The 26,478-nt window shown below is 69.4% G+C and carries 17 protein-coding genes and 2 pseudogenes; 4 read left to right on the top strand and 15 right to left on the bottom strand.

Annotated elements, in window-relative coordinates; genetic code table 11:
* Positions 1-73: 73 nt before the first annotated feature.
* On the top strand, positions 74-3,076 hold the full coding sequence (locus QWI33_RS17115; protein ID WP_289958355.1) for an RICIN domain-containing protein: 3,003 nt from the start codon (positions 74-76) through the stop codon (positions 3,074-3,076).
* A 73-nt stretch (positions 3,077-3,149) separates the two neighbouring features.
* Here QWI33_RS17115 and QWI33_RS29620 read toward each other — a convergent pair.
* The 3 genes and pseudogenes from QWI33_RS29620 to QWI33_RS17105 all read right to left on the bottom strand — a co-directional run.
* Positions 3,150-4,067: pseudogene (locus tag QWI33_RS29620) on the bottom strand (glycoside hydrolase family 43 protein); the annotation flags it as partial.
* Positions 4,068-4,151: 84 nt separating this feature from the next.
* Positions 4,152-4,622, bottom strand: a pseudogene (locus tag QWI33_RS29615) (RICIN domain-containing protein); the annotation flags it as partial.
* Positions 4,623-4,780: 158 nt separating this feature from the next.
* Entirely contained in the window at positions 4,781-5,689 is a 909-nt protein-coding gene (locus QWI33_RS17105; RefSeq protein WP_289958353.1) for an AraC family transcriptional regulator, read from the bottom strand.
* Positions 5,690-5,980: 291 nt separating this feature from the next.
* Between QWI33_RS17105 and QWI33_RS17100 the strand changes: the two genes are divergently transcribed.
* A complete protein-coding gene (locus QWI33_RS17100; RefSeq protein ID WP_289958352.1) occupies positions 5,981-8,170 on the top strand; it encodes a family 43 glycosylhydrolase in 2,190 nt (729 codons plus the stop codon).
* Positions 8,171-8,316: 146 nt separating this feature from the next.
* Here QWI33_RS17100 and rhaS read toward each other — a convergent pair whose 3' ends face one another.
* From rhaS to QWI33_RS17080, 4 genes are read right to left on the bottom strand one after another with little or no spacing between them, the layout of a single operon-like run.
* Complete coding sequence (rhaS, locus tag QWI33_RS17095; protein ID WP_289958351.1) at positions 8,317-9,324, bottom strand: rhamnose ABC transporter substrate-binding protein; 1,008 nt, start codon at positions 9,322-9,324, stop codon at positions 8,317-8,319.
* Between the two features lie 12 nt (positions 9,325-9,336).
* Entirely contained in the window at positions 9,337-10,347 is a 1,011-nt protein-coding gene (locus QWI33_RS17090) for an ABC transporter permease (protein WP_289958350.1), read from the bottom strand.
* On the bottom strand, positions 10,344-11,345 hold the full coding sequence (locus QWI33_RS17085; protein WP_289958349.1) for an ABC transporter permease: 1,002 nt from the start codon (positions 11,343-11,345) through the stop codon (positions 10,344-10,346). The genes QWI33_RS17090 and QWI33_RS17085 overlap by 4 nt, the downstream gene beginning before the upstream one ends.
* Complete coding sequence (locus QWI33_RS17080) at positions 11,342-12,862, bottom strand: sugar ABC transporter ATP-binding protein (RefSeq protein WP_289958348.1); 1,521 nt, start codon at positions 12,860-12,862, stop codon at positions 11,342-11,344. The genes QWI33_RS17085 and QWI33_RS17080 overlap by 4 nt, the downstream gene beginning before the upstream one ends.
* A 431-nt stretch (positions 12,863-13,293) precedes the next feature.
* On the opposite strand from QWI33_RS17080, the gene QWI33_RS17075 reads away from it, so the two are divergent.
* Together QWI33_RS17075 and QWI33_RS17070 are read left to right on the top strand one after the other, a co-directional pair.
* Positions 13,294-14,730, top strand: a complete 1,437-nt coding sequence (locus QWI33_RS17075; RefSeq protein ID WP_289958347.1) for a non-reducing end alpha-L-arabinofuranosidase family hydrolase — start codon at positions 13,294-13,296, stop codon at positions 14,728-14,730.
* A gap of 84 nt (positions 14,731-14,814) precedes the next feature.
* Entirely contained in the window at positions 14,815-16,644 is a 1,830-nt protein-coding gene (locus QWI33_RS17070) for a BNR-4 repeat-containing protein (RefSeq protein WP_289958346.1), read from the top strand.
* A gap of 128 nt (positions 16,645-16,772) precedes the next feature.
* Here the strand turns inward: QWI33_RS17070 and QWI33_RS17065 are convergent, their stop codons facing one another.
* The 8 genes from QWI33_RS17065 to QWI33_RS17030 form a co-directional block, all read right to left on the bottom strand.
* Entirely contained in the window at positions 16,773-18,071 is a 1,299-nt protein-coding gene (locus tag QWI33_RS17065) for an RICIN domain-containing protein (protein WP_289958345.1), read from the bottom strand.
* Positions 18,072-18,152: 81 nt separating this feature from the next.
* Positions 18,153-19,832 carry a type 2 periplasmic-binding domain-containing protein gene (locus QWI33_RS17060; RefSeq protein ID WP_289958344.1) on the bottom strand — a complete coding sequence of 560 codons (1,680 nt, stop codon included), beginning with the start codon at positions 19,830-19,832 and terminating at the stop codon, positions 18,153-18,155.
* 236 nt (positions 19,833-20,068) lie between these two features.
* Complete coding sequence (locus QWI33_RS17055) at positions 20,069-20,878, bottom strand: GH12 family glycosyl hydrolase domain-containing protein (protein WP_289958343.1); 810 nt, start codon at positions 20,876-20,878, stop codon at positions 20,069-20,071.
* A 387-nt stretch (positions 20,879-21,265) separates the two neighbouring features.
* Positions 21,266-22,168 carry a DUF6807 domain-containing protein gene (locus tag QWI33_RS17050; RefSeq protein WP_289958342.1) on the bottom strand — a complete coding sequence of 301 codons (903 nt, stop codon included), beginning with the start codon at positions 22,166-22,168 and terminating at the stop codon, positions 21,266-21,268.
* Positions 22,165-23,274, bottom strand: a complete 1,110-nt coding sequence (locus tag QWI33_RS17045) for a Gfo/Idh/MocA family protein (protein ID WP_289958341.1) — start codon at positions 23,272-23,274, stop codon at positions 22,165-22,167. The genes QWI33_RS17050 and QWI33_RS17045 overlap by 4 nt, the downstream gene beginning before the upstream one ends.
* A gap of 27 nt (positions 23,275-23,301) precedes the next feature.
* Positions 23,302-24,600, bottom strand: a complete 1,299-nt coding sequence (locus tag QWI33_RS17040; protein ID WP_289958340.1) for an ABC transporter substrate-binding protein — start codon at positions 24,598-24,600, stop codon at positions 23,302-23,304.
* A gap of 45 nt (positions 24,601-24,645) precedes the next feature.
* Complete coding sequence (locus QWI33_RS17035; RefSeq protein ID WP_289958339.1) at positions 24,646-25,557, bottom strand: carbohydrate ABC transporter permease; 912 nt, start codon at positions 25,555-25,557, stop codon at positions 24,646-24,648.
* Complete coding sequence (locus tag QWI33_RS17030; RefSeq protein WP_289958338.1) at positions 25,550-26,470, bottom strand: carbohydrate ABC transporter permease; 921 nt, start codon at positions 26,468-26,470, stop codon at positions 25,550-25,552. The genes QWI33_RS17035 and QWI33_RS17030 overlap by 8 nt, the downstream gene beginning before the upstream one ends.
* Positions 26,471-26,478: the final 8 nt, after the last annotated feature.

Genomic DNA, 26,478 nt, shown 5'->3' with positions numbered 1-26,478 from the left:
TTCCATCGATAGACTTCGATGTAACGTTACATTGCGCTTGTGATGTAAACGTTTCAACTCCCAAGGAGGAACCGTGCCCCTCGAGCAGACCCCTCGTGTCCGAAGAAGATCACTGCTCTGGGGCGCCGCCGCCGGCGCGGGCGCGCTCGCCGCCGGCACCGCGCCCCTCCTGGAGGCGTCGCCCGCGCACGCGGCGACTCCCAGCGGCCGCACGGTCTACAGCCTCAACCCCGACTGGAGGTTCATCAAGGACGACGTCTCCGGCGCGCAGTCGTTCGGATTCGACGACTCCGGCTGGGACGACGTCAGCGTGCCGCACACCTACAACGACGTCGACTCCTTCGACGACTACATCACCTCGTCCGGCGAGTCGGCGGTGGCGATGCAGGTGACCTGGTACCGCAAGCACTTCACCATGCCCGAGGCGCACCGGGGCCGGAAGGTGCTCCTCGAGTTCGAGGGCGTGCGCCAGGCCGCCACGGTCTACGTCAACGGCACCGACGTCGGCCTGTACGAGAACGGCGTCGCGCCGTTCGGCTTCGACGTCACCGACCAGATCCGGTTCGGCGCCGAGAACGTGATCGCGGTCAAGGCCGACAACACCAAGTGGCGGCCCGAAGAGGCCACGAACTTGCCGTTCCAGTGGGACAGCCGCGACTTCAACCCCGAGTACGGCGGTCTCACCCGCAACGTGCGCATGTACGTCGTGCCCGCCACCCACTTCACGCTGCCGCTCTACCACGGCCTGCGGACGGTGGGCACCTACGTCTACGCGAACGCGTTCGACATCGGCGCCCGAACGGCGACCGTCAACGTCGAGCCGCAGATCCGCAACGCCCTCGGCACGGCCCGCACACTCGCGCTGTCGGCCAAGGTGACCGAACTCGACGGCACCGTCCGCGCCGCCATCGCCGGTCCGACGGTGACGCTCGCCGCCGGCGAGACCCGCGTCCTCTCCTTCTCGAAGACCGTCGGCGACCTGCGGTTCTGGTCCCCCGGCGACCCGCACCTGTACACCGTGGAAGTGCTCATCAGCGAAGGCGACACCGTGGTGGACGCCTATGCGGTCACCACCGGCTTCCGCAAGACCGCCTACCGGGGCGGCACCGCCAACGGCGGCGTGTACATCAACGACGAGTACGTCTTCCTCACCGGCTACGCGATCCGCTCGACCAACGAGTGGGCCGCCATCGGCGGCGCGGTGCCCGAGTGGATGACCGAGATCGACGGGAAGATGATCCGCGACTCCAAGGCCAACCTGATCCGCTGGATGCACGTGGCCGCGAACCCCGCCAACATCCGCGCGACCGACAAGTACGGCATCGTCAGCATCCAACCCGCCGGCGACAAGGAGAAGGACGTCACCGGCCGCCAGTGGGACCAGCGGGTCGAGCTCATGCGCGACGTGCTCGTCTACTTCCGCAACAACCCGAGCATCCTGTTCTGGGAGGCCGGGAACAACGCCATCACCGCCGCCCACATGCGGCAGATGGTCGACCTCCGCAAGACCTGGGACCCGAACGGCGGGCGCGGCATGGGGTGCCGGGCGATCTCCGACGACCCGTACTGGGGCGGCAGGGAGTGCGTCGACGCCGCCGAATGGGTCGGCACCATGCTCAACCGCCACTACTCGGTCTACGCCCGCGACCGCAAGGTCATCATCGAGAGCGAGTACACGCGCGACGAGGCGCCGCGGCGCGTCTGGGACAACGCCTCCCCGCCCGACTTCGGCTACCAGACCGGCCCGGACGTGACCTACCGCCTGACCTCCGAGCAGTTCGCCGGCACGCACGCCGCCGCCACCCGCTGGGAGTTCTGGGGGCAGCGGATCCAGGGCCCGGGCGACCGCCGCTACTCCGGGGCCGCCGCGCTGATCTGGGCGGACTCGAACCAGCACGGCCGCCAGTACGGCTGGGAGTGCTGCCGCCTGTCGGGCCGGGTCGACGCCGTCCGCATCCCCAAGGAGTCCATGTTCACCTTCCGGGTCATGCAGAACCCGGCCCCCGACCTCCACATCATCGGCCACTGGACCTACCCCGCGGGCACCCGCAAGACCGTGTACGTCATGGCCTCCGCCCCGGTGCGCCGGGTCCGCCTGCTGGTCAACGGCACCCAGGTGGGCGACAGCAGCACCCGCCAGCAGGACTTCCTGTACACCTTCGCCGGCATCGCCTGGCAGTCCGGCACCATCACCGCGATCGGCTACGACGCGAACGGCGCCGAGATCGTCACCGCCGCCAAGACCACGAGCGGTCCGGCCACCGCACTGCGCCTGACCCCCTACACCGCGCCGGGCGGACTCGCCGCCGACGGGAGCGACATCGCCTTCTTCGACGTGGAGGCCGTCGACGCGCAGGGCAGGCGCATGCCGACGCACCAGGCGCGCGTGGACTTCCAGCTGACCGGGCCCGGCGCCTTCCTCGGCGGGTTCAACCCGCGCATCCGAGGGAGCGTCCACAAGTCCCACGTCCAGACCGAGGCGGGCGTCAACCGCGTGTTCGTCCGCGTCGGCCGCGCCCCCGGCACCATCACCTTGCGCGCCAGCGCGACCGGCTTGACCACGGCCACCGCCGCGGTCGAGTCGTCGGAGTTCGACACCACCGGCGGGCTGGTCACCCTGATCGCCGGCGAGGGCGGCGGCCCGAGTGTTCCCCCGCCGACGACGTACTACCGCCTGGTGGCCCAGCACAGCGGGAAGTACGCCGACATCGACGGCGTCTCCGCCACCGCCGGAGCCCGGCTCCTCCAGTGGACGTCAAGCAGCCGGTCCAACCAGCAGTTCGAATTCATCGACGTCGGCGAGGGCCACTTCACGATCAAGGCACGCCACTCCGGGCTCGTCCTCCAGGTCGCGAGCAACTCGAACGGCGCCGACATCACCCAGCAAGCCGACACCGGCGCCGCAAGCCAGCAATGGCGCCTGACCGACCACGGCAACAACGTCGTCAGCATCATCAACCGCCAATCAGGCCTCGCCATGGACGTCTACGAACGCTCCACCGCCGACGGCGCCCGCATCTCCCAGTACACCCCCAACGGCGCCGCCAACCAGCGCTTCACCCGCCAGCGCGTCTAGAACCGGGACGCTGGCGCGAAGGCGGGGCGGGTCCGATTCCGGGCCCGCCCCGCGTTCGTGCGCGTCGAGTGTCCTAATAGGCGTCCTGCAGGGCCGCGTACTGCGCGGCGGTCAGGGGCAGGACCATGCCGTGGCGCGGTCGCCCCGGCAGGCTGTAGTTCGAGGAGGGCGTCCACTGGCCCCCGGCGAGGTTGGTGGTCTCGAAGGGGAGGTAGCCGCGTCCGCCGTACTCGTCGATGAACATGTACCACTTGTTCTCGGTGTTCGACTTGAACACGAGCGGGCCCTCGCCCTGGTTGACGGTGCCCCTGCCGATGCAGTCGCGCTGGAAGGCCCAGTTGGTGCTCGTGAGGGTGGCCGAGGTCTCGGAGAGGATGAACTTGCCGCAGGTGGTGCCGCTGCGCTCGTCCTTGGTGTAGCGGTAGTAGGTGCCGTTGTACTGGGTCACCGTGGAGTCGATGGTGGAGTAGCCCTTGTCGACCCAGACCTGCGGAGTGCTGAAGGTGCGGAAGTCGGTGGTGGTCGCGTACATCATCCGGTGGTAGGAGCTGCCGGAGTGGTCGGCGTTGGTGTACAGCTTCGAGGCCCAGTAGACGACGAAGGCGTTGCGGGCCGGGTCCCAGTACGCCTCGGGGGCCCAGGTGTTGCCGGCCGAGGGCGGTGAGACCTGCGCCAGGCGGGAGGCGGTCCAGGTGACCAGGTCGCTCGACTCCCATACGACGAGGGAGCGGCTGCCGTGGCGCTGCGCGCGGTCCCAGTCGCCGTTGCCGTAGATCTTCAGGTCGGTGGCGATCATGTAGTACCGGCCGGTGCCCGGGTGCTGGACGATGAACGGGTCGCGGGCGCCCCGTTCGCCCACTGTGGTGGTCGCGACGGGCCGGCCGCCGTTGAGCGCGTCGTAGGCGAGCGGGTTGTCGCCCCGGCTGAGGGCGAAGTAGACCTGCTCGCCGTTGGCGCTGCCTTCGCCGAGCATGTAGGCGAAGAGGTAGCCGTACGGTTCGTCGCCGCCGGGGGTGTCGGCGGGCGTCAGGCGCCACTGCTGGTTGGTCCCGCCGTTCGCGGTGTACTGGGAGATCCGCGATCCCGGGGCGGTCGAGCGTTCCCATACGTCGAGTGCCTTGCCCGAGAAGCGGTTGACGATGGAGTGGTAGCCCTCGGCGTTCTCGGTGAGCCGCCATTGCTGGTTCGTGCCGTTGAGGTCGTTCCACTGCACGATGTCGGCGCCGTTGGCGGCGTTCCGTCCGGAGACGTCGAGGACGTGGCCGGAGTGGCGGACCTGGATGCGGTAGTAACCGCCGCCTGCGTCGACGAAGCGGAACTGCTGGCTGTCGCCGCCGCTGACGGTGTTCTGGATCAACGCCGCGCCGGGCTGCGTCGAGGCGTCGGCGATGTCGAGGGCGAGCCCGGAGTGGCGGGACGCGATGGTGTACCAGGTGTTCGTGTCGATGGCGGCCTGTGCGGGCGGTGCGGCGAAGAAGACGGCGGTCAGGGCGAGCGCCGCGGCTACGGCCAGGCCCGAGAGGCGCCGGCGGAGACGGGTTGGCATGGGTGACTCCCGGTCGTGCGGTGAGGGACGCGCGAGGGCGGGCGGTGCCCGCCGCAGAAGCGTTCATAAATCTACATATATAAAAATATGAGCACCCACAGTGTAAACGTTTCCGCCCGGTCTGAACAGAGCGACGCGAAGTCAGCGGCGGGAGCGGACTAGGCCTGGGCCCCGGAGGAGCGAATCCGGTACGCCGACGGGGCCATGCCGTGGATGCGGGCGAACTGGCGGGAGAAGTACATCGGATCGCCGTAGCCGGTCTCCCGCGCGACGGCGGCGACCGCCAGGTCGGTGCCGTCGAGCAGCTCGCGGGCGCGCTTCATCCGCAGCTCCACCTGGAACTGGAGCGGCGTCACGCCCAGGCGCTCACGGAAGATCGCATTGAGCTGCGAGGGGCTCAGTCCGACCATGGAGGCCAGCGCGGCGACCGAGGTGCGGTGCGGCGAGGTGGCCCGCAGGTGTTCGGCGGCCCGCTCGAGCGGGCTCATGCCGGCGCCGGGGGCGCGGCGGCCGGTGGCGATCACCTGTGCGAGGGCGTGCCAGGCGGCGCCCGCGGCCGTGACCAGGGACGAGGTGGTGAGTCCGGAGTCGAGCGCGTCGATGGCCTGCGAGACCAGGCTCGCCACCGGTGCCGGGTCCCTGAGGTGCGTCACCGGGCCACCGGTCGCCGCGTGCGCAGCGCGGACCAGGTCGGCGGCGTCGGCGCCCGTGAAATGGAACCACCACAGTGTCCACGGGGCGTTCTCGGAGGCGCCGTAGGCGTGCGGCCGGTCCGCCGGGAGCACCATGGCGCCGCCCCGGGAGACGGTGAAGCGGGCGTCGCCGGTCCGGCACCATCCCACGCCGTCGGTGCAGACCAGCAGGAGGTGCTCGCGCGCGCCGCGGGGGCGCTCGCGACCGTGGCGGACCGCGTGGGGGAAGTAGCCGGCGTCGGTGACCGTCAGCTTCGCGGTCACCGGGTGGCGCAGTGCCTTCGCCACCGCCGCGCGCGGGACCGCGAGCATCCGCTGCCCGGTGAACCCGTCCTGGATCATGCCGAGCCCGTCCGCGACCGTGGTTTCGTCCATGCCCACAAGTGAAATGACCATCGACAGGCATGTCAAGCGCTCGTAGGGTCGAGTGCAGGTCATCCGCGCCGTTCGGATACCCGGCCGAACGCTCGGCCCCCCGATCGGCGACGCGACCGCTCACGATTGCACCCGGCACTGCGATCGTGCACGACCGGCGCGTCCCCGGCCTCCGGTACTCCCGCAAGGACTCCGGAGCCGAGCGGACGCCCCTGTTCATGCACCGGCGGCGGCGACAGCGCTGTCTCCGCCTGTCCTGCTGCCGGGCGACACCGAGTGAGAGGCACGACCATGACGCTCATTGCCCGCAGCGCACCGCGACGATGGGGCCCCCTCGTCGCCGCGGCGCTCTTCGCACTGGCCTTGGCGGGACCCGCGTCCCCCGGGTCCGCCGCCGTCGACGAAGGCGCTGACGCAGGCCAGGCGCAGCCGGAACTCCAGACCGCCGCCGCCGACGCGACCAATGCCGACGGCCTGGAGACGCTGGTCTCCGACTACCGGACGCGCGTCCCCACCGAGTACACCACCGCGTCCTGGGCGCCCTTCGCCGAAGCCCTGACCACCGCGACCGAGGTCGTCGAGGACGGTTCGGCGAGCGAGTCCGAGGTCGCGGACGCCAAGACCGACCTGCAGACCGCCGCCGCCGACCTGGAAGTCCTCCAGTCGACGTTCGCGACGATCACCAACAACACGTTCTGGAGGGACACCGCCGGCAACCCGATCTACTCGCAGGGCGGCGGCGTCTTCAAGTTCGGCGACACCTACTACTGGTACGGCGTGCACTACCGGGGCGCCGAGTCCTATCTGGCCAACCCGACGCAGAAGTACGACAACCAGGTCAGCTTCGTGTCGATCCCGGTGTACTCCTCGCAGGACCTCGTGAACTGGAAGTTCGAGAACCGGGTCGCCACGTCCTCGACGAGCCTCGGCAGCCTGGGCGGCACCATGGGCAACGCGGGCTGGATCGGGCGCCTCGGGGTCGCGTACAACGAGAACACCGGCAAGTACGTGCTGCCCGTGCAGATGTGGCACCCCACGCAGGACCACGGCGTCCTGTTCCTCCAGGGCAACTCCCCCACCGGAGCCTTCACGTTCGGCGCCTTCCAGAAGCAGGTCGTGAACTCGCCGACGACCGGCACCGGCGACCAGACCGTCTTCACCGACGAGGACGGGCAGGACTACCTGATCTTCTCCAACCGCGAGGGCCGCTCCCGCGCGTTCGTCTCCAAGCTCCGCTCGTCCGACTCGCTCTATGCGGAGCCGGCGGTCGAGATCGGCCGCAACTCCAGCGGCCGCGAGGGCAACGCGATGTTCAAGCTCGACGGCAAGTACCACATGTGCGCCTCGGACCTGCACGGCTGGAACACCTCGGTCAACTACTGCCTCGACTCCACCCAGGGCAGGGTCCAGGGCGACTACACCGACTACTACACGATGCCCGGCACCCAGATGGACTACAGCCACGTGACCCAGACCGGGTTCTTCATCACCGTGGAGGGGACCGTGCAGGACACGGTGATCTACGCGGGCGACCGCTGGGCCGACTTCGCGTGGAACGGGATCGGCTACAACCAGTGGGTCCCGATCACCAAGGAGGGCACCGGGATCCGCTTCCACTCGATGAGCCAGTGGCAGTTCAACGCGACCACCGGCGAGTTCCGCGTCGCGCCCGGCAACAACTACGTCCTGAACCCCGACATCCAGGCCGACCGGATCATCGTCTCGAACGTGGTCGGGTGGACCAGGACCGGTTCCGGCGGCGTGACCAACGTCAACGGCGGGGTGAACGGCAGCCGGTTCGCACTGCAGGTGAGCAACGGGTCCGGTGTCCGGCAGCAGATGCAGGTGCCCGCGGGCACCTACACGCTCGGCCTGCACACCAAGGGCTCCGGCCGGGTGACCGTCACCGGCGCCGACGGCACCGTGCACACCCTCAACGTCCCGTCCTCGAGCGGCTGGACCAAGCGCGAGCTCACCGGCATCGCACTGCCGGCCGGCACCGCCACGGTGACCGTCACCGGCGGCAGCGGCAACCTCATCGCCGACCAGTTCTCCCTGGTGAGACAAGGCGGCGGCACCGATCCGGGCCAGGCAACGCGCTACGAGGCCGAAGGCTCCGGGGCGACCTGCACCGGCACCGTCGACACCAACCACTCGGGCTACTCCGGGACCGGGTTCTGCAACGGCGGCAACACCGACAGCGCCTTCGCCGAGTTCACCGTGAACGCCTCGGCCGCCGGGACCGCGACCCTGAGCCTCCGGTACGCCAACGGCGGCACCACCGACCGGCCGGGCGACCTCATCGTGAACGGCACCCGCGTGGAGACGACCGCGTTCGCTCCCACCGGCGCGTGGAACACCTGGACCGACCGGACCGTCACCGTCCAGCTGCGCGCGGGCGCCAACACCGTCAGATGGGACCCGACCACCGCGGGCGGCCTGCCCAACCTCGACTACCTCGACGTCACACCGGCGGACTAGCACTCCGGCGGCGGGGGCGGCGCGGAGGCGGAAGCCCTGCGCCGCCCCCGCCGCCGAATCCGGTCCCGTGAAGTCCTGACCGCGGAGCCGAGACATGACGGAGCGCCGGGCGGAGGTCCGCCCGGCGCTCCGTTTCGCGACGCGGTCTAGAAGTCGAAGTCGTCGATGTTCTCCGCGTTGAACCGGAAGGGCTCGCCCAGCAGCACGACCCCGTCGGCGCCGACGGTGTACTCCCCCAGTCGCTCCGTGGTGAACGTGTCGCCCTCCTTGCCTTCGATGTCGCCGTTGACCAGGGCCGCCGCCGCTTGCACGGCGAGATAGCCCAGGTCGTCCGGGTTCCAGAGCGCGAACTCGGCCACCGTGCCGTCGGCGACGTACTCGCGCATCTGGTTCGGGGTGCCGAGGCCCGTGAGCGCCACCTGGCCCTTGAACTCGGAGGTCGACAGGTACCGGGCCGCAGCCGCGATGCCCACAGTGGTCGGTGAGACGATGCCCTTGAGCTCCGGGTACGACTGCAGCAGCGCCGCGGTCTGGTCGAAGGACTTCTGGTCGTCGTCGTCGCCGTACACCGTGTCGACCAGCTCGATGTCCGGGTAGTTCGCCTCGAGCTCGGCCTGCATCAGCTCGATCCAGGCGTTCTGGTTGGTGGCGTTGGCAGAAGCGGAGAGGATCGCGATCTGGCCCGCGCCGCCGATCTGCTCGGCGATCATCTCGATCTGCACCTTGGCGATGCCCGCGGCGTCGGCCTGGCTCACGTACAGGTCGCGGCATTCCGGGTCGGTGTCGGAATCGAAGGTCACGATCTTCGTGCCGGCACCCGACGCCTCCTCCAGCGCACCGCAGATCGCCGTCGGGTCGTTGGCCGAGACGATCAGCGCGTCCACTCCCTGCTGCGCCGCAGTGTTGATGAACGGCACCTGCGCCTCCGGAGAGGCCGCGTCGGGCCCGACCTGCGTCACCGTGACACCGAGTTCATCGGCCGCGCTCTGCGCGCCCACCTCGCTGGTGTCGAAGTACGGGTTGCCGAGGTTCTTGGGCAGGAATGTGAAAGCGGTGCCGTCGTCACCTCCGTCGCCGCCACCGCCGCACGCGGACAGCCCCAGGCTGACCACGAGGGTCGCCGCCACGGCGATCGACTTCTTGTCAAACCTCATTGTTCGTTCCCTTCACTTCTGTTTGCGGGCAGCCCGTTCGGCGGCGACCCGGTTCAAGGCGGGCGTCGCGACGACGGACGCCACCAGCAGCACGCCGATGACGATGTTGATGGCGTTCACGGTCTGCCCTTCGAGCCGCATCGCACTGGCGACGGCCCCGATCAGCAGCACCCCGGCGATCGGGCCGTGCAGCGCGCCGCGCCCGCCGAAGATGGACACCCCGCCCAGCAGGACCGCGGCGATGACCTGGAGTTCCAGGCCGTACGCGTTGTCGCCGCGCGCGCTGCCGTAGCGCAGGGTGAAGTAGACGCCGGCGAGCGCGGAGACCGCTCCGGTGAGGACGAAGAGCAGGAGCTTGGTCCGCTCGACATTGACGCCGGAGAAGTGCGCGGCCTCGCGGTTGAGCCCGATGTCGTAGACGCCGCGCCCGAACGGCGACCAGTGCAGCAGCCACCCCGCCGCCGCCGCGAGCACCGCGAACGGGATGAGCACCATCGGCAGGCTGCCGCCTTCGACGATCCGCATCTTCGCGAAGTCGGTCCAGGAGTCGGGGAAGTCGGTCACGGCCTCGGTGCCGAGGAGGCCGATGGCGATGCCGCGGTACAGCGCGAGGGTGCCGATGGTGACCGCCAGCGACGGCAGCCCCACGTAGGCGACGAGGTAGCCGTTCAGCGAACCGCAGACCGCGCCGACGGCCACGGCCGTGAGCGCCGCGGCCCACATCGGCATGCCGGCGTGGGCGTACAACACTCCGACCAGGACGCTGGAGAGCCCGACGACGCTCGCGACCGAGAGGTCGATCTCGCCGGTGACGATCACCATCGTCAGCGGCAGGGCGATCAAGAGCAGCGGGGTGACGTCGAGGAAGAGGTAGTACAGGGTCAGCGGGCTGTCGAAGTTGCTCACCGCGGCGTTCGCGTACAGCAGGACGACCGCGAGGGCCGCGATGACCGCCGTCTCCCGGGTGAGGAGCCAACGGCGCCAGGCGGGTCGGGCGTGGGCGCGGAAGTGCAGAGTGGTCATGCCAGGCTCCGGGTGTCACGTTCGATGCCCAGCCGTCGTTCCCGGCGCAGGGCCAGGACGCGGTCGAGCACGATGGCGGCGAGGATCAGTCCGCCGACGACGGCGCGCTGCCAGAAGTCGGAGATGCCCACGACGGGCAGGGCGCGGTTGATCGTGACCAGCAGCGCCGCCCCGATCGCGGCGCCCCACACGGTCCCGCTGCCGCCGAAGATCGCGACGCCGCCGATGACCGCGGCGCCGACCGCTTCCAGCTCGATGCCCAGGCCCGCGCCGCTGGAGACCGTGCCGTAGCGGACGGCGTAGACGACCCCGGCGAGGCCCGCCAGCGCTCCGGAGAGGACGAACGCGCCGATCACGCGGCGGGTCACCGGGAGTCCGTAGAGTCGGGCCGCGTCCGGGTCGGAGCCAATCGCGTACATCTCGCGGCCGCCCCTGGAGTAGTAGAGGTGGTACCCGACCGCGATGAGGACGGCGAGGGCCGCGATCGACAGGACCGGGACGGAGGCGATCTGCGCGCTGCCCAAGGCGAGGAAGTCGTCCGGCAGGTCCGAGGCGTTGATCCGGTCGGAGCCCGCCCAGGTCAGGAAGACCCCTCGGTAGATGTAGAGCGTGCCGAGGGTGATCACGAGGGCGGGGACCTTGGCGACGGCCACGATCACGCCGTTGACCAGCCCGAGCACCGCGCCGAGTCCGATCGCGGCGGCCACGACGGCGATGATCGGGATCCCGGGGGCCTCGATGAAGATCCGGCCGGTCATGTACGCGGTGAGTCCGAGGACCGACCCGACGGAGAGGTCGACGTTCCTGGTGATGATGACGGCGGTCTGGCCGACCGCGAGGATCACCAGCATCGACGGGGTCACGAGCAGGTTGCGCCATCCGTCGGCGCTGAACACGAAGCTCTCGGACTTCAAGGCGGTCAGGACCACTGCCGCGAGGAGCACCAGGGCGACGGCGGCCTCGCGGGAGCGGAGCAGGGTGGCTGCTGCGTGCTTCATGCGCCGGCCTCCGAGTGGTGGGTCTGCGTGGCCGCTCGCATCACGGTTTCGGGGGTGGCCCGGTCGCGGTCGAGGTCGGCGGTGATGCGCCCTTCGCAGACCACGAGGACGCGGTCGGCCATGCCGAGGACCTCGGCGAGTTCGGACGAGATCATGACGACGGCCATGCCCTGGCCGGCGAGGTCGGAGAGCAGCCGGTGGACTTCGGCTTTGGTGCCGACGTCGATGCCGCGGGTGGGCTCGTCGACGATCAGGAGGGACGGTTCGGTCGCGAGCCATTTGGCGAGCACGACCTTCTGCTGGTTGCCGCCGCTCATGGTGGTGGCGGGCATGTCGAGGGCGTGCGTCTTCACCTGCAGGCGTTGGGCCCAGGCGTCCGCCGCCCGCAGTTCGGAGCGCGGGGACAGGAAGCCGGCCCGGGCCAGGCCCCGGCGCAGGACCGAGGCGATGTTGCGCGCGATCGAGCCGTCGGTGACCAGGCCTTGCTGGCGGCGGTCTTCGGGGACGAAGGCCATGCCCGCCTTGATGGAGGCCTGCGGGTCGCGCATCGGGACGGCTTCGCCGTGCAGGTGGACGCTGCCGGAGTCGTACCCGTCCACGCCGAAGACCGCGCGGGCGATCTCGCTGCGGCCCGCGCCCACGAGCCCCGCGATGCCGACGATCTCGCCGGCGCGGACCTCGAAGCTCACGTCGTGGAACTTCCCGGTCGAGTGCAGGCCTTCGACGCGGAGCACGGTGTCGCCGATGGAGACGGGGGTCTTCGGGAACAGCTCGCCGACCTCGCGCCCGACCATCTGGGCGACGATGTCGTCGCGGTTCGTCTCGGCGATGGCCTGGGTGGCGACGTAGGCGCCGTCGCGCAGGACGGTGACGGTGTCGCACAAGGCGAAGATCTCTTCGAAGCGGTGCGAGATGAACACCAGGGCGCGGCCTTCGTCGCGCAGGGCGCGGGCGACGGCGAACAGGCGGTCGACCTCGACGCCGGAGAGCGCGGCGGTCGGCTCGTCCATGACGAGCAGGGCCGCGTCCAGGGAGACCGCTTTGGCGATCTCGATGATCTGCTGGTCGGCGATCGACAGGCCGCGGGCGATGCGGCGCGGGTCCAGGTGCACGCCGAGCCGCTGGAACAGCAGTTCCGAGTGCTCGTACATGGCGGCGCGGTCGATGCGGTGGGCGGATTTGCGGGGCTGGCGTCCCATGAAGAGGTTCTCGGCGACGGAGAGGTCCGGGAACAGGGTCGGCTCCTGGTAGATCACGGCGATGCCCGCCGCCTTCGCGTCGGCGGTCGAGGTGAAGTCGACGTCGCGGCCCTGGAAGCGGAAGGTGCCGCCGTCGCGGCGGTGCACCCCCGCGACGATCTTGACCAGGGTGGACTTGCCGGCCCCGTTCTCGCCGACCAGTGCGTGGATCGACCCGGCCTCCACGGTGATCCCGCCGGAGGTGAGCGCCGCCGTCGCGCCGAACGACTTGCGCACCTCGTCCAGGACGAGCACGGCTTCGGGGGCGGGCTCACTCATGCGTCGGCTCCGAGGTCGTCGGGCGGGGGCGGCGGTTCATCGTCGGAGGGCTCCTAGGAACGGGACGTGGGGCGGGGTGCACAAGGGACTGATCGTGTCGGCGCTTCGCCGTGGAGAAACGGACGTTTGTCACCACGAGGCACACTGGAAGCACACCGAATTGAATCGTTTCACTGTGACTCCGACAACATAGATCGCCATCACTGCGCCTGTCAAGCACTCGGTTCGAAATTTTATCGACACAATTTCGCATCGACGACCCCACGGATCGCCTACGGCCACTCGGGCATCGCGAGCGCGCCGCCCGCCGCGCCGAGCCTTGCAAACCAGGGGCGTTTCTGCGACACTCGCATTGAGTATTGAATTATATCGATACATCGAAGTGAACTGTCCCTTGGCGGCGGTACGCGGACACACCTTGAGGAGCGCCCATGAGTCGGTTGGCGAGGTTCACAGCCGTACCCCTGCTCGCACTGGTCGCCACGTTGGCGCTGATCGCGCCGAGCGCCAGCGCGCAGGCGTCGCGGTACGAAGCGGAGGACGCGGCCTGCGAGGGCACGGTCGACTCGAACTACGCCGGGTTCTCCGGGAGAGGGTTCTGCAACACCCCCAACCGCGTCGGGGCGCGGATCGAGTTCACCGTGCACGCCGAAACGGCCGGCACCTTGACGCTGGGCGTCAAGTACGCGAACGGGTCCACCGCCGCACGGCCGGCGGACCTGAGCGTCAACGGCACCCTGGCCCGGTCCGCAGTGGCCTTCGCACCCGTCGGCGCCTGGAGCAGCTGGGCGGTCGAGAACCTCACGGTGCCCGTGCGGGCGGGCGCCAACACGGTCCGGCTCGCGGCCACCAGCGCCGGCGGCCTGGCGAACCTCGACTACCTCGACACGGTGCGGGCCGGCGGCAGCGCCCTGCCGGCGAGTCTCCAGTGGAGCTCCACCGGCCCGCTGGTCTTCCCGAAGTCCGATGCGGCACACAACATCGTCTCGGTGAAGGACCCTTCAGTCGTCTACCACAACGGCCGCTACCACGTCTTCGTCAGCGTCGTGAGCGCCAACCAGGGCTACAGCCTGGCCTACCTCAGTTTCACCGACTGGTCCCAGGCCGGCGCCGCGCCGCTGCGCTTCCTCGACACCACGGCCGTCGGCGCCGGGTACAAGGCCGCGCCGCAGGTGTTCTACTTCGCGCCCCAGCAGCAGTGGTACCTCACCTACCAGATCGGCGACAACGTCGCCTACTCGACGACCGCGAACATCGCCGACCCGGCGTCGTGGAGCGCGCCGAAGCCGTTCTACGCCCGGACGCCGCAGACCGTGCTCGACAACATGGGCGACGGGCAGTGGCTGGACTTCTGGACCATCTGCGACAGCGCCGCCTGCCACATGTACTCCTCTGACGACAACGGCAACCTGTACCGGGCCCAGACCTCGCTGGCGCGCTTCCCCAACGGGTTCTCCGAACCGGTCATCGCCATGCACGACCCCAACCACCACTGGCTCTTCGAAGGCGCCAACGTCTACCGGCTCGCGGGCGAGAACGAGTACCTCCTCATGGTCGAGGCCATCACCGCGGGCGGCCGGATCTTCCGGTCCTGGACCTCGTCGAGCGTCTCCGGGCCCTGGACCCCGCTGGCCGACACCAAGGAGAACCCGTTCGCGGCCTGGAACAACACCGCCTTCAACGGCACCGCCTGGACGAAGGACATCAGCCACGGGGAGCTGATCCGCAGCGGCTTCGACCAGACCCTGACGGTCGGCCCCTGCGACCTGCGCTTCCTCTACCAGGGCAAGGACCCCGACGTGAGCGCGCCGTACAACCTGCTGCCCTGGAGGCTCGGCCTGCTGACGCAGACGAACTCCCCGTGCTGAGGAGACGGCTCGACGCCGGCGGCCGCGACGACCGCGGCCGCCGTCGCAGTGCCACCGCAACGCCGACAACTAGGAGAAACCCGCATGAGACCCCAAGCCGCCGAACGCAAGGCGACCGGCAGGCCGCGCCGCCCACTCGGATTCGCCGTGACGGCGATCGCGATGCTGGCCGCCCTGCTCGCCCTCGCCGCAGTCCCGGCATCCGCGGCCGCGCCCTCCCTCGGATCGCCGAACGTCACCACGCTCACCACCGACGGCCGCACGGCCCTGACGTACACGGGCTACATGAACGGTGAATCGTTCCAGCAGGACGGCATCACCACGTTCAACGGCTATCAGTACACGGCCTGGTGGGACCAGTCCGGCTACGTCAACCTGGCCCGCCGGGCGGTCGCCTCGGGCTCGTGGCAGACCGTCCGCCTCACCGACTACCGGACCACCTCGACCGATTCGCACAACACGATCTCCATCGGCATCTCCGGCCAGGACGGCTCGATCCACCTCTCCTTCGACATGCACAGCTCGCTCCTGAAGTACCGCAAGTCGGTCGCCGGGCTCGCGACCTCGCCGTCGACCGCGAACTGGTCCGCGTCAAGCTTCGGGGCCGTGACCAACACCATCGGCGGCCAGCGCCTGTCGCAGGCGACCTACCCGCAGTTCTTCCGCGCCCCGGACGGGGTGCTGCAGATGAGCATCCGCACGGGCGCCAGCGGCGCGGGCGACGTGGTGCTCTTCGAGTACCGGAACGGGACCTGGAGCCACCTGGGCCAGTTCCTCAACGGCACGCGCGCCGACAACAACGCGTACCTCTTCGGCATCGAGTACGACGACACGGGACTCGACACCAGCGACCTGCTGCACGTCACCTGGACCGTGCGCGAGACGCCGAACGCTAGCACCAACCACGACATCTACTACGCCTACAGCAAGGACCAGGGCCGCACCTGGCGCAACAACAACGGCGACGTCGTGGCGACCACCGGCTCGAACCCGCTCGTGGCCGACTCGGCTTCGCTGCGGGTCGTGGGCATCGGGCAGAACCGCGGGCTCATGAACCAGGAGTCCCAGGTGGTCGACAGCGCCGGCAACGTCCACGTGCTCGCCTCGCACATGGCGCCCTCGGCGGCCAACGACGGCAACTTCGACAGCGCGCGCGGCAAGTCCGTGCTCGTGCACTACTGGCGCGACAAGACCAGCAAGGCCTGGAACCGGCAGGTGCTCTCCTACACGGGCGTGATGACCCGCGCCGACATCGGCGTCGACGGCGACGACAACCTGTACATCGCGAGCGGGAACTCCTCGACCAGGCGGCTGAGCGTCCACACCGCGTCGAAGGCGTCGGGCTGGACCGACTGGGCCACGCGCTACACCTCGACCGTGCAGTACTACTCCGACCCGCTGCTCGACCACGCCCGGCTTCTCGACGGGGTCGTCTCGGTCTTCGCACCCCGCTACGGCGGCAGCCAGATCGACGTCCTGAACTGGACGGTGGGAGGGAGCGGCACGCAGACCACCGACATCGCGAACCGCAACTCCGGCAAGTGCGTCGACATCGTCTCCGGTTCGACCGCCGACGGCGCGGAGGCGATCCAGTGGACCTGCCACGGCGGCGCGAACCAGCTCTGGGAGCTGCAGGACGCGGGCGGCGGCTACTACCGGATCGTCTCCGTGGCCTCGGGCAAATGCCTCGACGTCAACGGCGCCTCGACGGCCGACAACGCCGCGATCATCCAGTGGACGTGCGGCGACCGCGCCAACCAGCAGTGGCAGCTCCGCGCCGGCGGCGACCACTTCCAGATCGCCGCCCGCCACTCCGGCAAGTGCATCGACGTGGCGGGCGCATCGACCGCCAACAGTGCCCGACTCCACCAGGCCGCCTGCTCGAGCAGCACCACGCAGCAATGGTCCCTGTGAGCCCGCGGAACGCGAGCCGTATTCAGCGGCATTGAAGCTCGCGCCGGTGCCAACCGCACCTTGGCGGAGCACACGCCTGTGCGGCCGGACCGGGTCCGGCCGCACAGGGGTCGACCGCCTGGCCGTCGTCAGACGGGTTGGCGGGTGAAGCGCTGGTTGGCGGCGCCGTTGGGGGTGTACTGGGAGATGCGGGCGCCGTCCGCACTGGAGTGGCCCCACACGTCCATCGCCAGGCCGGACTGGCGGTTGATGATGCTGACGACGTTGTTGCCGTGGTCGGTCAGGCGCCACTGCTGGCTGTGCGCTCCCGAGTCCGCCTGCTGCGTGATGTCGGCGCCGGTGCTGTTGCTCGCGACCTGGAGGACGAGGCCGGAGTGGCGGGCCTTGATCTTGAAGTGGCCCTCGCCGGTGTCGATGAATTCGAACTGCTGGTTGGTGCGGCCGGTGCCCGACCACTGGTGCAGCAGTGCGCCGGCGCTGGTGGAGACGCCGTTGATGTCGGCGCACTTCCCGCTGTGCTGCGCGACGAGCCGGTAGGCGCCCGAGCCGCCGGGGGTGCCGCCTCCCAGCGCGGCCTCCCACTTGGTGTTGGAACCGGCCGCGTCGGCGGGCAGTCGGTCGCGGGCGGCGGTGTCGCCGTACATCGTCCATTGCGCCCAGTTGCGGACGGTGTTCCTGAAGCGCTGGTCGTCCCAGAAGCTCGTGTGGCTGCCGCCGACGAAGGTGAGGAACGCTTTCGGCCAGGTGATCTCGTTGTAGGCCTGCCGGCCCGAGGAGTACGCGGTCGTCCCGTCCTGGTCGCCGTGGACGAACAGGACCTTGGCGTTGACCGAGCCGGACGGGGTGCCCATGTCGAGGCACGACTGCGGGTTGGCGGAGATGATGCGGCTGTCGGGCCAGGAGGTGAGCAGGCCGTGGGTGGTCATGCCGCCCATCGAGTGCCCGCAGGCGCCCACGCCGATGTCGGTGCGGACGTGCCCGGCGAGCGGCCCGCTGGTGTTGAGCGCGAGGGTGTTCGTGAGCGCCTGGGAGACGTCGCGGGAGGTGTTGCCGCTGTTGACGTCGTTCAGGGTGTGCTGGAAGTGCGGGGACGGGACGATGAAGCCCGCCGCGGCGAGTCCCGGGGCGAACGTGGAGTTCGCCGGGTTGCCGCCCAGGCCGTGGGTGTAGGCGTAGACGGGGAAGACGCCGTTCGCGACCGGGGCGTTCGCGACCGGGGTGCCGCCGGCGGTGCCGGTGGCCGGGTAGTAGACGTAGGTGGTGACCGGGCGGGTGCCGCGGTACCAGTCGTACCGGCGCACGCCCACGGCGAACGGATCGGCGGGGGCGGGTTCGGCGTTCGCCTGCGCGGTGCCGAGCAGGGACACGCCCGCGCCGAGGACGCCGGCCGCGCCCAGGTTCAGGAACGTGCGTCGTTGCATTGCCATGAGGACTCCTTCTCGGAGGAACAGGGGTAGAGGGAGCGGCCTCGTCCGATCGACGGCGCGCGCCGCTCCCCCGCCTTCGCCTTACTCGCCGTTGACGATCTTGTAAGCGTCGGTGAACGGCGCTCGCGCGGCTTCGCCGCCGTTGGTCAGGAAGGTGTCGACCATGGCAGGGATGTCCGCGATCTCGGAGCGCCCGTAGACCACGTCGGCCTCCTGGTCCTTCAGGGTCTGCAGCGCCGAGACGAAGGCCGCGGGGGCTTCGACGCGGATGCCTTCGAAGATGTCCTTCTCGATGTAGTCCAGCACCGAGGCGTCGTAGTCGAACCGCTGCTGGACGAGCACCGGGTCGCCGGTGTGGAACATCTGGACCTTGCCGGAGAGGCCGTAGTAGCCGCCGATGGTCGCACTGCCGTGGTCGGTCGTGCGCGGGACGCCCTCGGCGTCGAACTCGAAGTGCTCGCCCTCGATGCCGTAGTCGAGCAGCTGGTTCTCGACCGTGCCGAACGGAGCGGCGCAGAAGTTGGCGACGTCCAGGATCTCCTCGACCTGCTCCGCGGAGAGGCTCTTGCTGAGGAACAGCCAGCCCTCGACGTCGGCCGCGCCGAACACCACCGGGGTCCTCCCGCCCGCCGCCACGGGGCCGAGCGGGACGACGGCGCCTTCGATCTCGCCTCTGGTGACGCTGCCGCTGAAGTCGCCCCAGTAGGACATGCCGTCCTGGTGGAACAGGGTCGTTCCGGACTTGTGCAGCTCCTTGGGGTCCAGCGAGGCCGCGGGGGCGTCGGGGTGGATGAGCTTCTCATCCCAGACCGTGCGCCGGAACTCGAGCCACTCGGTGTACTCCGGTCGCTCGCAGTTGTGGACCAGCTTCCCGTCGATCCAGGCCCAGCCGTTGCCGGAGGCCAGACCGAACCACTGGGGGGTGAGGTAGTCGAGCCCGTAGAACGCCCATCTGCCGGCCGCGTCGTCGGACCAGGTGCGGGCGACCTCCAGCACTTCATCCACTGTGGTGGGAACGGCCAGGTCCGCCGCCTCGAGCAGGTCGGTGCGGACGTACATGCCGTTCTGCGGACCGCCGGCCAGACTGCCCGGGATGCCGTAGAGGCGGGCGCTCTCGGGGTCCTCGGGGTCGCTCGACCAGACGGACTTGCCCCAGGCCTCGGTGGCCCGGCCCGCGAGCAGGGGCCAGCGCTCGGAGATGTCGCCGGTGAGGATGTCGGTCAGGTCGTAGAACCGGTTGACGACGGTCTCGCGGAAGTCGGGGTGGGCGCCGAGCATCCAGCTGAACATGTGGATGCCGTCGCCGAACTCGCCGGCCTGGATCCACTGGTTCGAGGTCTCGGCGTAGGTGTTGCCGTCCGCGTGCGCCAGCTCGACGACCGTGCCGCCCCACGCTTCCTGGACCGCCGCGAAGTAGGAGTCGTCGCTGGGAGGCGGGGTGCCCCAGGTCGGGACGGTGATCCGGTAGGTGCCGGTGTTCGCGGGGGGCTCGGGGACGGCCTGCGCCGGCTCGGGGTAGGAGGTGAATCCGGACCGGTGGTGCGGCGGTTCGCCCACCAGGTCGGGTTCGACCGGGAGCGGCCATTCCTTGTACTGCGGCAGGAAGTCGAACCCTTCGGTGATCTGGGAGCTGCCTTCGCTGCTCTGGATGTCGCTGCACGCGGCGACGAGGGGGAGGCCCGCGGCGCCGGCCGCGCCGAGGCCGGCGGCCTTGAGCAGTGATCGGCGTCGGAAGATCGACCCGTTTGAGGGAGTGGCCACGTCGCTGTCCTTTCGGTGGAACTGCGGTTGAGGGATTGCTTGAGATTGCGGGGGTTCGCGGTGCGTGGGCGGCCATCGCGGCGATGGCCGCCTTGGGGGACCGGGGGTTGTGGGGGTGGGGTGGGGTGGGGGGGGGGGGGGGGGGGGGGGGGCCCCGGGGGGGCGGGGCCCCCCCCCCCACCGCACGGGTGCCTCGGACCGGCGCGCTGCGCGCTTGCGGCCCCAGGCGGCCGGTGCTATCGCACGTCGACCCAGTAGCTGTTGGTGTCCAGCTGGCCCTTGCCGGTGAAGACCTCGGTGCCGGCTTGGACGCTGGTGAGGTACTTGCTGCTGCTGAGCCATCCGCGGTTCACCAGGTTGCTCGTGAAGTCGCGCAGGTCGAAGTTCACGGCGTTGGTGTTCGTGGTACGGACGAAGGAGAACACGTTCCAGCCGACTCCGTTCCCCGCGTCGATCCAGCCGCGGTACAGGTCCCAGGTGCCGCCGGCGAGGGTGACGGTGGCCTGCCTGGTGCCGGCCGGACCGGCCCCGCCGATCTTGTAGGGCCAGATCATGATCTCGTCGGTCGGGTTGTTCGACCAGTCGGGATTCGACTGGGTGTGCAGCCACAGGTCGTAGGCGACGTTCATCGTTCCGGACGCGTTCACGCTGTAGTTCCAGCTCGTCGCGACGCTGCGGTTGTCGCTGAGCCGCACCGGCAGTTCAGTGCCGGGGCGCTGCCACCCCCAGTGCCAGCCGAGGACCGAGCTGGAGTAGCTCTTGACCGAGTAGGACGATCCGCTCCACTCCCAGGAAGTGCCCCATCCGATGGTGTCGCCGGACTGCCAGTTGTTCCATGTGCACTGCCAGCCGGTGCCGGAGTTGTTGCCCCACAGGTTGTTGGTGACGTAGTACTTGCCCATGGCGATGGTCTCGCCCTTGTTGCAGGTGCTGGCGGCCTGGGCGGGCGTGGCCGTGACGAGCGTCGACGCCAGGGCGATGCAGAACGCGGCGACGATACCGAGCAGCAGGCGTTTGACAGGCGCCCTTCGGGTCTCGGGAGGCATCTCGTTTTCCTTCCGGTGGTGCGGTGCCGTCGGACCGGGGGCGGTCTCTGGCGAGCAGTTTGTTTGGTCATCTTTCAAAACTACGTTATATCGTCACACTGAAGCCTGTCAATGTCGGGAATTGAGGAGTTTTACGAGTTCAAAGGGCAAATAGGGCAGGCCGGAGCGCGCAACGCCGTATGGCGTTGCGCGAACTCCGGCGGCCTTAAATGGACACGAAATCTGAGCCCGAATACCTCCATGGCGCCGACCCGACGCATTCGATGACCGCTACCACCTGCTATTTGATTCGAATCACGGCATGCATCCGGGCAGCCGCCGCATCTGCACATCAGGAGAGTTCTGCGAACTCGCCTCTTTATCGATACAGACTTGCGCTTCGTCGCCTCAAAGCGACTTGCGCACTGCCACCGCCAATTCCTGAGCCGCCTCCGCATCCGCATCGGCGATGCCCACGCCGTAGCGGAACCGCACTGCCTCCCCATTCGGAATGGTCAGCTCCTCGCTGAAGAACGGGGCGGGGTTGAGGCAGGCGAACTCCTCACTGCGGGCGAACCACTGCGGCGGATGGTGCGGGTTCGACGAGTCGTCGACCATGAGCACCAGCGAGGCGGCGTCGATGTCGTCGTGGCGTCCGGCGAAGCCCATCCACTCGTGGCGCTGGCCGCGCATGTCGTTGCCGGAACCGGAGCCCTCGGCGGTGACGAGGCTGCCGCCGGTGAAAGCCCTTGGCCCGCGCCAGAACAGGCCGCCGTAGCCGGCGTTCTCACGCCCCTTCGTGGTCGGGGAGCCGATCGCGATGTCCGCGCCCGAGACGTTGCGGAGCTCGGTGTCGAAGGTCAGCATCCAGGCCTCGTCCGAGAGCAGCCGCGCGCTCAACGCGCGGCGCTCGGTGATCCACGGGGCTCCGCCCTGGGTGCTCCAGTCCAGTTCGTGGACCAGTTCGGCGGCCCCGTCGACCCGCTCGATGCGGGTGAACCGCCGGTGCGACTGGGTGCCGTTGTTCTCCAGCTGCACGTAGAACTGCCCGTGGACGTAGGTCGGCCCGCCCCAGAAGTTCTCCTCCCCCACATGGGGCAGGGACAGCGCGATGCCCTTGTGCCACACGTGGTCCCAGGGCCGGTACAGGCTCACGAGGTGCCCGGCGCGGGTGCGGATCGGGTGCAGGTACGGCTTGGGCGACTCCAGTTGCGGGGAGTCGGGCCGGTAGACGTACCGGAACAGCTCGGTCCCGCCGTCGCTGACGGTCACCGCGCTGTCGATGTCGTGGCGGATGTCGAGGTGGCTCATGCGAAGGTCTCCTTGATCGGCATCCATGGAACGACGCCGCCGTCCATGCTGCGGTTGAACGGGTCGGCGCCGTCGATCTCACCGGCCGAGACGGGGCGGCCCTGGAACGCCGACGCGTAGGTGGCGGCGGCGAACTCCAGCGTCCGGCGCGCCTCGGCGAGCGAGACGCCCGGCTCGGTCCCGGCCGCGATCGCGTCGAGGACCGCCGCGATCTGCAGGCGGTGGCCGCTCTCGGCATCGGGCTCGTCGCCGGCGGTCCAGACCCCCGCCAGGTGCTCGTGCCCGGGCGCGGCGGTGAAGCGCCAGTCGGCCTCCCGGTAGCCGTAGAGGTGCTCCAGTTCCACAGTGGCGTACTCGAAGTCGAACCGGAGCCGGGAGGTCTCCCGCGGCGACACGACCGAGTTGACCACCGTGGCCATGGCGCCGTTCGCGAAGCGCGCCAGCGCCATCGAGACGTCCTCGGTGTTCGTGGGGCGGGACAGGCGTGCGGCCATCGCCGTGACCTCGGTCCACGGGCCGAGGATCGACAGGAGCAGGTCGAACTGGTGGATGCCGTGACCCATCGTCGGTCCCCCGCCTTCGACCTCCCATCGCCCCCGCCAGGGGACGTCGAAGTAGGCGTCGTCGCGGTACCAGAGCGTCTCGCAGGTCGCCACGAGCGGCCGCCCGAGCTCCCCCGAGGCGACCAGTCGCCGCAGCCGGATCGCGGCCGGACCGTACCGGTGCTGGAACACCGTCAGCACCGGCGTGCCGGTCTCGGCCTCGACCTCGGCGAGCGCGTCCATCTCGGCCAGACTCAGCGCGGTCGGCTTCTCGACCAGCGCCGGGACCCCGGCACGCATGGCCGCGATCGCCAGCGGCACATGGGTTCCCGGCGGCGTGCAGATGTGCACCAGGTCGAGCCGCTCCTCCTTCAGCATGGTCTCGGCGTCGCCGTACACGCCGGGAGCCGGAAAGCGGCCGGTGAACGCCGCGGCGCTGACCGGGTCGATCTCGGCCACGGCCGCCAGTTCGGCGCCCAGTTCGGTCAGGGCGTGGGCATGCGCGTGGGCGATGCCGCCGGTGCCGATGATGCCGCAGCGGAGCGGGGGTCTGGGGACAGGCATGGTGCTCTTCTCTACTCGGATCGCCGGCTACGCGGCGGCGTCGATTTCGGTCTTGAGTTCGTCGATGAAGGCGTCGGCCGCTTCCTGCGGCGTGCGCTCGCCGAACATGACCTCCTGCGTGTAGCGCTGGATCATCGGGTCGAAGCCGCTGCCTCCGGCCGGGGTGACCGCGACCGCGGGGCCGGCGGTGGCCGACTCGATGTAGTCCACGGCCAGCTGCCCGCCCTCGTCGAGGTCGGCCGCGACGTGCTCGCGCATGGCCGGGTTGGCCGGGATGCCGCGCTCGGTGCCGAGGATGTCGGCGGCGGCCTCGTGGTTGACGAGGAAGTCGACCAGGGTCGCGGCCTCGGCGGGGTGCTCGCTCTGGGAGGAGACCGCCCAGTACATCGACGGCTTGATGAAGTTCGCGTCGGCTTCGGCGCTGCCGGGCAGCTGGAGCAGTCTGAGGTCGGCGCCGCTGGCGGCGAGCAGCGGCGTGATCTGCGTGTTGTAGCCGAAGCCCATGGCGATCTTGCCGGTGGCGAGGCTGCCGCCTTCGATGCCGGCGCTCTGGCTCTCGACGGATTGTGCGGCGCTCTCGATCCCGCCGCTCTCGGCCAGGCCCAGGTTGTACTCCCACAGCGAGGCCAGCACCGCCGGGTCGAGGGTGACGTCGCCGTTCTCGCCGTAGAGCTCGTTGCCGTGCAGGCGCGCCCAGTAGCGGATGCTGCCCGCGTCGGTGCCGCCGGTGAGGCCGGAGCCGTTGATGGCCCCGCCGCTCTTCTCGGTGAGTTCGTTGGCGATCGCGGCGTAGTCGTCCCAGGTCCAGGTGGTGTCGTCGGGCAGTTCGACGCCGTACTGGGCGAAGAGGTCGGCGTTGACGATGCTCGCGAGCATGCCCGCGCCGATCGGGATCGCGTACTGCGTGCCGTCGATCTGCCCGGTCGCGAGGGTCGCCGCATCGAACCCCGAGGTGTCGAGGAAGTCGCTCGTGTCGGCCAGGTCGAGGAGGGTGCCCCGGTCGCCGTACGAGGCGAGGTAGAGCTCGTCCATCTGGATCACGTCGGGCGAGTCGTTCGCGGCGGTGGTGGTCGCGAGGGCGTCCCAGTACCCGGCCCAGTCCTTGAACTCGCCCTTGACGGTGATGTTCGGGTGCTCCTTCTGGAACGCGGCGATGGCCTGGTCGGTCAGTTCGGCACGGGTGTCCGCGCCCCACCAGGTCATGCGGATGGTGACCGGCTCGTCGCTCAGTTCCACGTCGCCGCCGCCGCCGGTGCCGCAGGCGGCCAGGCCGGGCAGGGCGACGGCGGAGGCGCCGAGTCCTTTGATGATGAGTCTGCGTTGCATGGGATTGCTCCTTTGTGAAGGGTTGCGGTGAAGGGTTGCGGCGGTTCACTTGCCGCCGGTGGTGGCGATGCCCCTGAGCAGGAATCGCTGCCCGAACAGGAACACCAGGAAGATCGGGACGAGCGAGACCACGCTCATGGCGAGCGCGGCGCCCCAGTTCGTGCCGGACTGGGCGTCGACGAAGGCGCGCAGCGCCAGCGGGACGGTGTAGAGGTCCGGGTCGGTCAGGTAGATCAGCTGGGAGAAGAAGTCGTTCCAGGTCCAGATGAAGGTGAAGATCGCGGTGGTGGCGAGCGCGGGCACCATGAGCGGCAGGATGATCTGGGCGAAGATCCGCGGATGCCCGGCGCCGTCGATGCGGGCGGCCTCGTCGAGTTCGATGGGGACGCCGCGGATGAACTGGACCATGAGGAACACGAAGAACGCGTCGGTGGCCAGCAGCTTCGGCACGATGAGCGGCAGGAAGGTGTTGACCCAGCCGAGCTGGGCGAACAGCACGTACTGCGGGACGATGATGACGTGGATCGGCAGCATGATCGTCAGGAGCATGATCGCGAACCACCACCGCTTGGCGGTGAACTCCAGGCGGGCGAAGGCGTAGGCGGCCATCGAGCACGAGACGAGGTTGCCCAGGATCGCGCCGAGGACCACGATGGAGGAGTTGACCAGGTAGACGCTGAACGGGTCGGCGAAGGCGTTCCAGCCTTCCGCGTAGTTCCCGGTCTCGAGGTCGTTCAGCAGCAGGCTGGGGTCCCGGAAGATGACGTCGTTGGGCCGCAGCGAGCTGACGACCATCCACAGCACCGGGTAGAGCATCACCAGCACGCACAGGATGAGCAAGGCGTGCTTGACGATCGAGCGGACCGGCCGGAAGCCGCTCCGGGACCGCCGCTTCGGGGCCGGGTCCGGTGCGAGCGGCGCGGCGGCCGGGGTGGTCGTTGCGAAGGTGTCAGTCATTGTAGAAGACCCAATACTTCGAAGCCCAGAAGTTGATCGCGGTGAACGCGCCGACGATGAGCAGCAGCAGCCAGGCCAGGGCCGAGGCGTAGCCCATGTCGAAGTTCCCGAACCCGCGCTGGTACAGGTACAGCGTGTAGAAGAGGGTCGAGTCGGCCGGACCGCCGGTGCCCCCGGAGACGATGAACGCCTGGGTGAACGACTGGAACGCGTGGATGATCTGCAGGACCAGGTTGAAGAAGATGATCGGCGTCAGGAGCGGCAGGGTCACCGACGCGAACTGGCGCCAGCGGCTCGCGCCGTCGACCGAGGCGGCCTCGTAGTACATGCGCGGGATCTGGCGCAGCCCGGCCAGGAAGATCACCATCGGCGAGCCGAACGTCCACACGTTCAGCGTGATCAGCGTGCCGAGGGCGGTCTCGGGTTCGGAGATCCAGCCGCGCCCTTCGATCCCGAACAGGGCGAGGCCGTCGTTGAAGAGGCCGTCGGCGCCGAACACCATCCGCCACAGGACCGCGATGGCGACGCTGGCCCCCAGCAGCGAGGGCAGGTAGAACATCGAGCGGTAGAACGCCAGGCCCCGCACGCCGCGGTCCAGCATGATGGCCAGGCCGAGGGCGAGTCCCAGCTGGACCGGGACGGACACGAGGACGTAGGTGAACGTGACGCCGAGGGACCGGTGCAGGCGCTCGTCCCCGAGCATCCGGCTGAAGTTCTCCAGCCCATTGAACTCCGCCGGCTGCAGCAGGTTGTAGTCGGTGAAACTCAGGACCAGTGAGGCGAGCATCGGCCCGATCGTGATGACGAACAGGCCCAGGAACCACGGCAGCAGGAACAGGAAGGCGGTCTTGTTCTGCCGCTTGGCCCTCGCCCCGCCTTGGCCGAGACGGTGCAGCTCCGAGGTCGCGCTCATGGGCCGGT

This window comes from Glycomyces tritici, assembly GCF_030403505.1.
This window is presented reverse-complemented; position numbering and strand designations above follow the sequence as displayed.